At 43.2% G+C, this 11,219-nt stretch carries 9 protein-coding genes; 3 read left to right on the forward strand and 6 right to left on the reverse strand.

Annotation, left to right across the window (positions count from 1 at the left end; translation table 11 throughout):
• Window positions 1–15: 15 nt before the first annotated feature.
• Genes VYJ22_RS02830 through VYJ22_RS02840 form a run of 3 tightly spaced genes read left to right on the forward strand, consistent with a single transcriptional unit; the run spans window position 16 to window position 1,703 of the window.
• The gene (locus VYJ22_RS02830) at window positions 16–708 is read left to right on the forward strand and encodes a hypothetical protein (protein ID WP_329904937.1); all 693 of its coding nucleotides are present in this window, start codon (window positions 16–18) and stop codon (window positions 706–708) included.
• 36 nt (window positions 709–744) lie between these two features.
• Window positions 745–1,350, forward strand: a complete 606-nt coding sequence (locus VYJ22_RS02835; protein ID WP_329904938.1) for a MotA/TolQ/ExbB proton channel family protein — start codon at window positions 745–747, stop codon at window positions 1,348–1,350.
• Between the two features lie 2 nt (window positions 1,351–1,352).
• Window positions 1,353–1,703: a DUF2149 domain-containing protein gene (locus VYJ22_RS02840; RefSeq protein ID WP_329904939.1), complete on the forward strand. Its 351-nt coding sequence runs from the start codon at window positions 1,353–1,355 to the stop codon at window positions 1,701–1,703.
• 1,541 nt (window positions 1,704–3,244) lie between these two features.
• Here VYJ22_RS02840 and ric read toward each other — a convergent pair.
• The 6 genes from ric to VYJ22_RS02870 all read right to left on the reverse strand — a co-directional run bounded on the left by ric (window position 3,245) and on the right by VYJ22_RS02870 (window position 11,095).
• Complete coding sequence (gene ric / locus VYJ22_RS02845) at window positions 3,245–3,970, reverse strand: iron-sulfur cluster repair di-iron protein (protein ID WP_329904940.1); 726 nt, start codon at window positions 3,968–3,970, stop codon at window positions 3,245–3,247.
• Window positions 3,971–3,994: 24 nt separating this feature from the next.
• Window positions 3,995–5,650, reverse strand: coding sequence for a hydroxylamine reductase (gene hcp / locus VYJ22_RS02850; RefSeq protein WP_329904941.1), 1,656 nt, complete (start codon window positions 5,648–5,650; stop codon window positions 3,995–3,997).
• A gap of 117 nt (window positions 5,651–5,767) precedes the next feature.
• Window positions 5,768–6,877, reverse strand: a complete 1,110-nt coding sequence (locus VYJ22_RS02855) for a PepSY-associated TM helix domain-containing protein (RefSeq protein WP_329904942.1) — start codon at window positions 6,875–6,877, stop codon at window positions 5,768–5,770.
• Window positions 6,878–6,888: 11 nt separating this feature from the next.
• Window positions 6,889–9,222, reverse strand: a complete 2,334-nt coding sequence (locus VYJ22_RS02860; RefSeq protein WP_329904943.1) for a TonB-dependent siderophore receptor — start codon at window positions 9,220–9,222, stop codon at window positions 6,889–6,891.
• Window positions 9,223–9,369: 147 nt separating this feature from the next.
• Window positions 9,370–10,671, reverse strand: coding sequence for a Na+/H+ antiporter NhaC family protein (locus VYJ22_RS02865; RefSeq protein WP_329904944.1), 1,302 nt, complete (start codon window positions 10,669–10,671; stop codon window positions 9,370–9,372).
• Window positions 10,672–10,924: 253 nt separating this feature from the next.
• A complete protein-coding gene (locus VYJ22_RS02870) occupies window positions 10,925–11,095 on the reverse strand; it encodes a hypothetical protein (RefSeq protein WP_329904945.1) in 171 nt (56 codons plus the stop codon).
• Between the last annotated feature and the right edge of the window lie 124 nt (window positions 11,096–11,219).

The following is an 11,219-nucleotide window of genomic DNA, read 5'->3' on the forward strand; positions in this document are numbered from 1 at the left end:
GCTACTTCTGAAGCTATGGAAAGTATAATCTTCTTACTCGTCTTTTTTGCCTGCGTGGTCTCTGTTGTCAAGCAGAGCCTCAATCCCTGGTGGTTGTCGCTCGTGTGGTATGTATTACTCAGTGCCTTCTTGCTATATGTAGGCCCTATAGCTACTGAGCAGTCTAAGGTACAGCTCAATGCGTGGATCCACGATAGACATGTGATGCAAGATATGGCAGCTCTTGTGAGTATAGATGCTATATTGCTCATCGCCTACGTGACTATGATGCTTATGTCCCCGAGTCGTAGGCCGAGGGTCATCTATGGTAGGGGAATGCTGGCGGTATACCCCGGTTTGCTCGTGGTTCCGGCGCTGTTTTATCTCCTTATATATACCATATTTGCTCTGCCGGGAGTATCGTTCGATGCCATTACCTACACCTTCGCTGCCTTACCTATCGTATTATGGGTAGTGAGTATAGGAGTGAAGAGGGTGGTGCCACTAACGGATTTCAGACTGGAAATCTTGCTCATCTCTTCTCTTTTCATGACCCTCTGTGGGCTTATCACCACGGTGGATACCTCTATTATTTACCCTCCTGTAGCGGGCAGTGGTAACCTGTGGGCATGGGTGGCAGGTATCGGCGTTTTTGTACTATTGCTCTTAGTGGGGCTTTTGTGTAACCGTTACAAGTGGCGCCTGGGTAGACACCGTTGCACATCTTAATGAAAACCTATCATCAATAAAAACTTATCATCATTCATGGATTCTATTACCAAACTGCTCTTCTGGGTTGCCAACAGCCTACTCATCCCCGATATCATATTACTGCTCATCCTCTTTGTACGATCACTGATCTTACTGGGTAGTTTTTTCAATCAGTTTATGACCAAGCGTGCCAATGATGCGCTACTCAAAAGCCGTATAGAACAATGCGACACTCCTGGCGAGCTGGTAGCTCTGGCATCGGTGGTACCGGCTACCGATAATTCCCTGTTTACACGCTATCTGCGTCGCATGCTCGACGAGAGTCAGTCGGGCAATAGGCAAGACTATCTCTTATCCGAGTTTGAAATCAAGGCAGATAAGGACCTCTCTACCTGTCGTATCCTCTCCAAGATAGGTCCCGTGCTGGGGCTGGTAGGTACCCTCATAGCCATGAGTCCTGCCTTGGTGGGTTTGTCATCCGGTGATGTGAGTGGCATGGCGTACAATATGCAAGTCGTGTTTGCCACTACGGTGGTGGGTCTGCTCATCAGCTCCATCGGTCTTGTTACGCTGGTATACAAGCAACGCTGGTATGCCTCGGAGCTCAACCTGCTGGAGTATGTGAGTTCGACATTTAGGGGTAATAACAAACCGTTGTAATCATGAAAAACAAACGCAGAGCCACACAGGCATTCCGACACGATGATGGTGATCCGCTCAGTGTCGTGGTCAACCTCTTTGATGTAGCCATGGTATTTGCCGTAGCTCTCATGGTGGCTATGGTGATGCACATGAACATGACCGATTTTTTTGGGGACAAAGACTTTACAGTGGTCAAAAATCCGGGTAAGGACAATATGGAGATCATTACCAAAGAGGGCAACAAAATCAATAAATACACGCCCAGTGACAATCAGGACAACTCTCGTACCAAAGGCAAGCGCGTAGGCATCGCTTACCAGCTTGATAATGGCGAGATCATTTATGTCCCGGAGGAGGAGCAGGGCTCGTAGATGGGGTAGGTGGCTATTGACACCCGGGGTCACGCTTTAGTTACAATACAATAACCTTATTATCATTTTGTCAGATTTTTCGGCCTTTTTATACATTCTGATTTTCGTGTCTTTATATCCTTTTACACGGACATTGCTAGGGCTTGACAAGCGGTCTCAAATGTTGTATCTTTGTGATAAGGCGAATCCCTTCTTTACAGAATTACGGGCATTACATCCCCAATGAAATGAATTAACACCGAGAGATATATTACAATGAGCAGTATGACACAAAATACTTTATACCCCAGTCCGGCCTCGTGCTTATTGGGCGATGAATATCTCTGCAGCATGTTGTGCCTTGTAAGTAATAATTTGTTGTCTCGCTTACAACAGCCTATCAACTCTTGTATTACCCATTCGTAACAGTACCGTTTCTCGCTTGTTATAGGGGCTGATATAACCTCACACAATTACCCTGAAACTTTACGCACTCCTAATCCCGACTTCTTATTTATCGTAATAAGTCTGCAAATTTTTCATATAGAGTCTGCGGACCTATCATACACGGATCATCGACTTATCATACTAAGTCTGTTGACTTATCGTATAAGGACGATGATTTTATCGTACACGGACCATCATTTTATCCTATTGAAATGATGGTCTTATAATACAAGGATTGGCATTTTGTTGTAAACTCCATTTGGCAGAGTAGTGACTGTAAACTATTTTTTAGATGCAAGCCTCATATTCTTCGGATATTTATTATGCAGGTTTGATTGTGGCGATCGATTTATTTATCCCCCCTGTTTTATGAATCAAAATACCTCCTGAAGAGAAAAAATTACAGGTTTTCTTCCCGAATAATACCACTAGTTTAACTGCAATACTTCAATTTTATTGAAGATATTAGGCTTACTTAATTTGTTTATTATACTTTTAAACAAATTCTTGTGTGATACATCTTCTTCTTTCTATATCCAGCTGAATTTGACAAAATGTCAAATTTTATCCTTCGCCATTACCTAAGGTGTGGTTATGGTCTGATCCTTATCTTTAGCCATGAATTGGATAGGGAAAAGAGTTGTTAGTAAAGGAATTGTAGAATAGGTAAAGAGAGCAAATCCTCATTCTAGAAAAGCGCAAAGAGTTTGATTGACCCTGTCGTTAAGAAGCGTATGCTTCCATGAGACCGTTGCATAGCAGGCCAATTGCTTCGTTGCTTGCGAGATTCGCGCTTGGTCATTTACCAGAAGTAAACTCCGTGTGCACTCACTCTTAGCGCCTTGCACTTTACCCTTTCTGCCCGGTCAAAGTGTCTTTTGTCGGCTTTGTCTCCAAAATCCATGAGACTGTTGACTTTTGCAACAGTCTCTCCATGTCAAAGCCCTTTATGTTATGAAAATGAAGACCTCGAATGTTTACACATCTGAGGTCTTCATCAATAAACAGTTTTATAAAATATAAAGAGTCAGGTAGGCTCTCTTGACTCTATATCCGCTTATATGCCCTCACGGGTCTTTACGGAAATGTTTCCGAGTAGAATACGTTTCTGAAGTTTAAAGATTAGCGGCTTGCAATGCAATCGCTCTCGGAAAAATAAGATTGTTTTCGAAGTGAATGTGTCTATGAAGCTCATGCTCGAAAGCCGATAGCTGTTGCATCAGTAGTCTGTAGCTATTACACCCGTCGGCGGGAACTGAAAATTCGCCTGTGATACGTCGCATATGGCGGAATCTTTCGCCCTCAATCTCATGTTCATCTTCCATGACTGCTATGGGAAAGCTCACATCTCCACAGTGGAAAGCCGGGGCTTTCATGCCTGCATCAGTGGCTGCCACCAAATCATAAATATAGGGAAACAGTACCTGCTCTTCTTTGTTGAAATGCTCGGCAAGCGTTGTCATGGCTGTATCGAACTGATCTCTTACTTCCAGTAATTCAGGGTGCTTGTTGCCATGTACACGTGCTACCTTGTGAGCAAGTTCCCTGATACGCTCGGCCTTCACGTCCCATCCTCTGTGGAATATCTTGATGACATAGTCTACCAGTAAATCTAACGGCCAGTTGTAAAAGGTGGGGGTACTATCGGGTGCAACTTGTGGCTCTTCCAACCTTTTGACTACTACATTGAGTTCTACTCCTGCTTCAGCACAAGCTTGTCCCAGAGGCTTGGATCCTCCGCAGCAGAAGTCTATACCGAACTCATCCAATATGTTTGCCGTGGAGAAGTCGCGTGCAACGACTTCTCCTACGGTAATTGTATCAAAACCTAATCTTTCCATATTTTCTTCATTTTTTAGAGGCCTTTATCCAATCCATGCCTTGATATCTTCTTCCACTGTATTGATACCGCCGATACCGAAGTTTTCTACGAGTACGTTCACTACATTGGGTGAGAGGAAGGCAGGCAGGGTGGGGCCTAAGTGAATATTCTTTACCCCGAGGCTAAGTAGAGCCAGCAGCACTATAACTGCTTTTTGTTCGTACCATGCAATATTGAATACGATGGGGAGTTTATTAATATCGTCCAGCTCAAATACTTCTTTGAGTTTAAGTGCTATGACAGCCAGAGAGTAGCTATCGTTGCATTGTCCGGCATCGAGTACACGGGGTATACCGTTGATATTACCAAGATTGAGTTTGTTGTATCGATATTTGGCACATCCAGCGGTGAGGATAACGGTGTCTTGCGGGAGTTGAGCCGCAAAATCAGTGTAGTAGCTACGTCCTTTGACTCTGCCATCGCAACCGCCCATGACTACAAACTTCTTGATAGCTCCTGATTTTACTGCTTCTACGACCTGGTCAGCCAAAGCCAATACCTGGTTGTGAGCAAATCCACCCAGAATAGTACCTTCTTCTATGGCTACGGGAGCCTGACAGGTCTTGGCAAGTGCTATAATTTCGGAGAAGTCTTTCTTGCCGTTTGCATCGGTAGGTACATATTTAAATCCCGGGAACCCGGCTGCACCGGTAGTGAACACCTTGTCTTTGTATCCCGCATCAGACTTGGGGGGGACAATACAGTTGGTGGTAAAGAGGATAGGGCCATTGAAGGTCTCGAATTCTTCACGTTGCTTCCACCACGCATTGCCGTAGTTGCCCACAAAGTGTTTGTATTTCTTGAATTTGGGGTAGTAATTGGCAGGTAGCATCTCGCTGTGGGTGTATACATCCACACCGGTACCTTCCGTTTGCTCCAGAAGCTCTTCCATATCCTTGAGGTCATGACCGCTGATGAGAATGCCGGGATTGTTCTTTACTCCTATGTTTACCTCCGTGATCTCGGGGTTGCCGTAGGTTTCGGTATTAGCTTTGTCGAGCAGGGCCATCACCTTCACCCCGTATTCTCCGGTTTTGAGGACAAGAGCAATCAGACCATTAACGTCTTTTTCATTGAGGGCGACGTCGTGCAGAGCTTCTTGTACAAAGTTGTTGATATCTACATCCTCATAGCCCAAGTGCTGTGCATGCACGGCATAGGCAGCCAAGCCTTTGAGACCATAAACGGTGAGTTCTTTGAGTGAGCGTACATCCTCGTTACTCTCACGTGTAACGCCTACGAATTTGGCGAGAGTGGGGTATTGAGCGCGTGTGCCTTTCCAGTCGAGATCTGTAGTGTGCGGAAGTTCTATACCGTGCTCCTTGGCGATCTCTTTGAGAGCTTCACGGATTTCTACAGCTTTTTCCGTGCGAGCATTGATACTTTGGATATCAAAGTTGGCATTGGTGATAGTGCAGAACAGGGCATCGTGTATGAAGTGTGCTATATGGGTATCATCCGGTATAGCAATACCGGCTTGGCGTAGAGAAACTGTAATAATAGATATGCCTCTTACCGTTGCCATCAATAAGTCCATAGCTCCGGCTGTGGGTGCGTCTTTGCCGCAAACCCCTTTGATAGTACAGCCTTTACCGCCGGCTGCCTCTTGGCATTGATAACAAAACATTTGAGCGTCCATAATATTTTACCTTTTGATTGTGATATATGTTGATTTTTATATCACAAAGAAAAGGCGAACGCTTCTATCAAACTGTCGCATAGGCGACACTTCCTGCTTTTTTTCTCTAAAAAATATTCAGGAGTACTTCTTCTTTCTTTTGATTCTCTTTTTGTACCACATATAGAACCCTGTAAAATAGAGTATAGGTACGGATAATCCCAGTATGATCCATAAAATACGGGAAGCATCTCCGGCAAACTCTCCAAAATGGATAAAATACATGGATCGGGTCAGTTTCTCTGCCAATGGTTTTTCATCCCATAAGTTAGCTGATATGACATGACCGGTTACAGGGTGCAGGTAAATGTGATTGTCGCCTCTGCGGGCGTAGTCATTGTTGCTTTTCATTCTCACAGAAAAGCAGGAGGTGTTACTCTTGGGAAAGAAGATGAGTGTGGGTTTGCCGTGAGGATAAAACTTCTGTGCATTATTCAGAATAGTGTCTAACGAGCAATAATCTTTTGTCAGGCAAGGACTGTCTAGAGAGGGAGATGATACTATCGCTTTTCCCGGTGCTATAAATTCGAACATTGTGCGGTAAGTGACAGGGAATCCCCAATAAGCGCCGGTGAATGCTATAATCAAAATAAATGGCAGAGATATCATACCTACAGCATTGTGTAAGTTGAAGGCAAAGACAAATCTGTTCTTACTCTTTATCCACAATCTTTTCAATTGCCGTGCCGGTACTAACGCCAGCCCTGTAAATGCCAATAATACGACCGTTATAGCTAATAGGGCTACTACTTTACGCCCTGTCTTGCCCAGAAACAGATGCACGTGGAAGTCGTAAACCCACTGCATAAACTTGCTTTTGTAATTGTCAGTTCCCAGGACGGTACCTCTGTATTGGTCTACGTATATCTGTACTCTTTCATGAGAGTGGGGAGGTGTGGCTCTAAAACTATAGGCTTCATTGTCACTCCCATAAAGAACCAAATTCTGGATTTTATACTCCGGATATCTTTTGTATGTTTCATTGAGCAGAGTTTGCAAAGGCAATATCTTGTCCTTTGAAGAGGGGGGCGATACTTTGGCAATATCAGAGATAGCCACTTTTTCCAAGTAAGGCTTGTATACAATGATAGAACCGGAGAGAAATATAAGTGATATAATAAACCCTACCGTTATACCCGTGACAAGGTGAAAAACCGATAGAGATTTGCGAAGAGACTTTGGATTCATACCACCTTCGTCTATAACGTAATGGTTGTCGACAGCATAATCGTGCGCAAGGGAGCCGGAGTAAATAAATTGTCTGCTTGTGCCCCAAGGAAATAATGTTTGTCAAAGATGTTTTTTACATTCAATGATAACTTATAGATTCTCCTCGAATAAGACACAAACATATCTGCTGTACTAAACTTATTCAATACGATGCTGTTAGTAGCGTTACCATAACGCTTTCCGGAGAAGAGATAACCACCTCCGAAAGACAAGCCTTGAAGCGCTCCCCTATGTAAGTGATATGATCCCCAGATATTGATGTTGTGTTTGGGTACATTGGAGAGTTGTGAGCCTACGGGTATCTTTTTGTCATTTGATTTGCTCACTTCTCCTAATGTATAGGCATAGTTGAGATCAATATTGAGGTTACCGGTAACCTGACCATGCATGGCAAATTCAATGCCTTTGCTGTATTGCTCTCCAAGCTGTATTTTGAATTTGGGATCCTCTAAATCGGGGGTTAGTACATTGGTTCTTCTCAAGTGGAATAAAGAGAGTGTAGCCATAATCCTATTTCCCCAGAAAACGTTCTTTGCACCTATTTCCCACTGTTTTGATCTGATGGGCTCAAATGCTTTACCTTCTTTGGTTTGTCCTGATACAGGAACGTAAGATGTAGTATAGCTCATGTAAAATCCTGTAGATGTCCAAGGGTTATAAGTAAAAGCTATGCGAGGCGATAGGGCAAAAGGCTTTTCGTTAGTAGCTGTATTCTTTATATAATTCTCATTCTTATCCGATATCCAATCGGCACGTGACCCCAGAAGTAACTTGAATTGCTTATTGAGAGATATGAAGTCTTGGATGTAAAAAGCGAGATTGTCTTGCTTTATAAGCAAGTCGGTGGATTTTTTGAATGATGCGATATTTTCAGGTTTGGAAGTATACACAGGGTTGGCTAAGTCTATGGGCGAGAAATTCTCTCCGTCAACTTCTCTTCGATTACGTGACTTCTCGTACTCCATGCCTATGAGTAATTTATGGGATATACTTCCCGTTTTAAAGTCCCCTACAATATCATTTTGAAAAGTATAATATGAGATATGTGCGTCCCAGTGTGCCAAGCGTCTGTTTATAGTGTTGTTTGCTTGGATATCTTTGATTTGGAAGTATAACCTGTCTTCTGAGAGTATGGTGTATCTGAACTGGCTGTTGAGTTTCCATCGGTCATTGAAGCTATGCTTGAGGGCATATCCGGCATCCAGTGTTTTGAACTTAGCTTTGGCCCATGGTTCTCCGATGAATATTTTATAACCATTGGGTATAACTTCCCCTTTTTTATGTACAACACCGGGATCTACCACCCTGTCATCAGAAAAAATATCTGCCGTAAGGCTAAGGGTAGTAGCAGGCCCTAAATCAAAATCCACTTTAGGATTGATATTGATTTTGGTATAATCGACATGTTTACGGAAGCTGCCTGAATTTTCGTACAGCGCATTGAGTCTGTATCTGATACTTTTATTCTTATTGAGAGGTCCGGTAAGATCTATAGATGCTTGCTTAAAATTATAACTCCCTACCCGTAGTGTAGTGCTGTATCGAGGTATATATAATGTAGGTTTGGTAATTATATTGGCTATTCCTCCCGGCTCAACTGACCCATATAGTACAGAAGCCGGTCCACGCAAAAACTCGATACGCTCTATGGCTGCTATGGGAGTGTTTGTCACTTTACGATAGCGCATTCCGTCTTTGAAATAATTGCGGGAGTTTGTCATGGAGAAGCCTCGAGATACAAATACTTCGCTTACATTATTGGCCTCACCTGGCGATGCTGTGGATATACCGCTGATATTGCGGATAGCATCTGTAAAACTGACAGCTTGTTGCTCTTCGAGTTTTTTCTTCGTTACTACATCTATGGAAGCAGGTAGTTCTATCATAGGTATACCCATGCGGGTGGCACTGTACGCTACATCTACCAGTGGTGATGAACTTTTGTATGCGGTGATATCTACTTCGGGCAGCCCAAAAGTTTTCTCAGTGAGGCTGATTTGTATATTATAGGGCTCTGTTCCTGCCGGAATGGTAAGGGTATATGGTAGAGTGTAAAGAGACGTAGCTTGTAGCGTGCACTGTCTATGGTGAGAAACATTCAACTCGAACTTTCCATGCTTGTCTGTTACGGCCTTTTGGTTATTTTCACGTAGGGTTATTGTAATGTGTTCTAAGGGCAGGTCTGCATTGTCTGTTACAACGCCTGTAATTTTTCTGATCGACTGAGCCCCAATGGCGGATGATACATACAGGAGAATTGAGAGAGAAAGGAGTATTTTTCTTGTCAAATATTTCTGCTTCATCTGATAGATCTCTTTATTTATTTCGTGCAAAGATAGAGAAAGTTATGATTTGCCAAAATATAAACGCTACCAACCTAATGAAGACTCGTGATAAGTCATGCCGCATGATAGCTGTATTTTTCTCTTTCCTATCTCAGATCAGCCAAGTCAGGAATATTTACGAGGGTATCTTAATATGATCGAGAGCAAAGCTGTGATGCCCATGATGAGCGGATAGTAAAGATATCCTATGATACTTACCGGAGATAATGCTGCCAATCCTGAAGCTATTAGAAGTTGGGCTCCGTATGGAATGATCCCTTGAATGAAACATGAAAAAGTATCCAAGATACTGGCGGACTTGCGAGCATCCAAAGCGTATTTCTCAGAAATTTCACGGGCTATTGGTCCCGTAGTAAGTATAGCTATGGTGTTGTTAGCTGTGCAGAGATTGGCGATTGATACTAATGCTGCTATTGCAAGTTCTGCTCCTCTCTTGCTTTTTATATTCTGAGTAAGCTTCTTGATTACGAAGTCTATACCTCCATTGTATTTAATTAACTCCAGCATCCCTCCCGCAAGCATCGTCACTATAATGAGTTCACCCATATTGCCTATGCCTTTTCCCAGAGAGCCTATCCAATCGAAGAATGAAACAGAACCGGTAATAGTCCCTACTATGCCGCATGATACTATCCCAAGACTCAATACAGCTACCACATTCATGCCATAGATGGCACATCCGAGTACAATAAGGTATGGGATGATGAGTATGAGAGAGAAGTCTTCATGTTGGATATGTGATGAAAGGTGGCTTCCTTGTACGATGTATATTACGAGTACCACCAAAGCGGCTGGCAATACGATGCGTAAGTTGACCTTGAATTTATCTTTCATGTCGCAGCCTTGGGTACGGGTGGTAGCAATCGTGGTGTCGGATATAAAAGAAAGATTGTCTCCGAAGAAAGCTCCGCCTGCTACAATGCCCGCTATATACGCAACATCCAGAGCCAACGGTTGTGCGAGTCCTAATGCCACCGGCATAAGGGCTACAATAGTCCCTACACTTGTGCCTATCGATACGGAAATGAAGCATGCAGCCAGAAACAATCCCGGTAGTACCATATCGGGGGGTAATATGCTCAATGCCGCATGCACTCCTGCATTGATGGCTCCCATACTCTTGGCTCCTTCTGCAAAAGCCCCTGCTAATATGAATATCCAAATCATGAGCAAGATATTTTTGTCTGAAGCTCCTTGTGAAAAACGCATGATGCGTTGCTCTAGCTTCATATCCGGAGTGATAGCGACAGCGTATGCCGATGAGATAAGAAAAGCTACGGTGATGGGCATCTTGTAAAAATCGAGAAACAAGAGCCCGGTAATGAAATATACAATCAGAAATACAGCGAGAGGGGTAAGTCCCCACCATGTAGGTCGCTTGAAGGATCTGGTGAAACAGTCTCTCATCAAGAAGGTATTTATTATTATAAAGACAATTAGTTTTTTACAAAGGTAACCATTCTGTAAAAACAGGTATTGCTGCGGCTTGGGGTATAGTCAGAAATTCTATTATGATAGGATCTCTGACCTATTATGATAAAATGATTGTCCGTGTACGATAAAACGACTGTCCGTATATGATAGTTTTTTGTTGATGACATGATAGGTTGTAAAAAGTGTGTGAGGTGAGTTTGTAAATTCATATGTTACACCATAAATCTTACCATGAATGAGACCGTTGCATAGCAGGCCAATTGCTTCGTTGCTTGCGAGATTCGCGCTTGGTCATTAACCTGAAGTAAACTCCCTGTGCACTCACTCTTAGCGCCTTGCACTTTACCCTCTCTGCCCGGTCAAAGTGTCTTTTGTCGACTTTGCCTCCAAAATCCATGAGACTGTTGACTTTTGAAACAGTCTCATCATCTGTTGAAAATAACATCATTTCTCTACAAAAAATACCCCGGCAATTCTAGTCGATATAGAAGTGCCGGGGTAATGCCTTGAAGGCGTGCTAT

The sequence above is a fragment of the Porphyromonas pogonae genome (assembly GCF_036320655.1).
GTDB lineage: Bacteria > Bacteroidota > Bacteroidia > Bacteroidales > Porphyromonadaceae > Porphyromonas > Porphyromonas pogonae.

What these genes read in the sequence shown, in the direction of transcription:
- VYJ22_RS02830 (WP_329904937.1), top strand. Translation starts at nt 16, where the DNA reads ATGGAAAGTATAATCTTCTTACTCGTCTTTTTTGCCTGCGTGGTCTCT.
- VYJ22_RS02835 (WP_329904938.1), top strand. Translation starts at nt 745, where the DNA reads ATGGATTCTATTACCAAACTGCTCTTCTGGGTTGCCAACAGCCTACTC.
- VYJ22_RS02840 (WP_329904939.1), top strand. Translation starts at nt 1,353, where the DNA reads ATGAAAAACAAACGCAGAGCCACACAGGCATTCCGACACGATGATGGT.
- ric (WP_329904940.1), bottom strand. Translation starts at nt 3,970, where the DNA reads ATGGAAAGATTAGGTTTTGATACAATTACCGTAGGAGAAGTCGTTGCA.
- hcp (WP_329904941.1), bottom strand. Translation starts at nt 5,650, where the DNA reads ATGGACGCTCAAATGTTTTGTTATCAATGCCAAGAGGCAGCCGGCGGT.
- VYJ22_RS02855 (WP_329904942.1), bottom strand. Translation starts at nt 6,877, where the DNA reads ATGAATCCAAAGTCTCTTCGCAAATCTCTATCGGTTTTTCACCTTGTC.
- VYJ22_RS02860 (WP_329904943.1), bottom strand. Translation starts at nt 9,222, where the DNA reads ATGAAGCAGAAATATTTGACAAGAAAAATACTCCTTTCTCTCTCAATT.
- VYJ22_RS02865 (WP_329904944.1), bottom strand. Translation starts at nt 10,671, where the DNA reads ATGAGAGACTGTTTCACCAGATCCTTCAAGCGACCTACATGGTGGGGA.
- VYJ22_RS02870 (WP_329904945.1), bottom strand. Translation starts at nt 11,095, where the DNA reads ATGGATTTTGGAGGCAAAGTCGACAAAAGACACTTTGACCGGGCAGAG.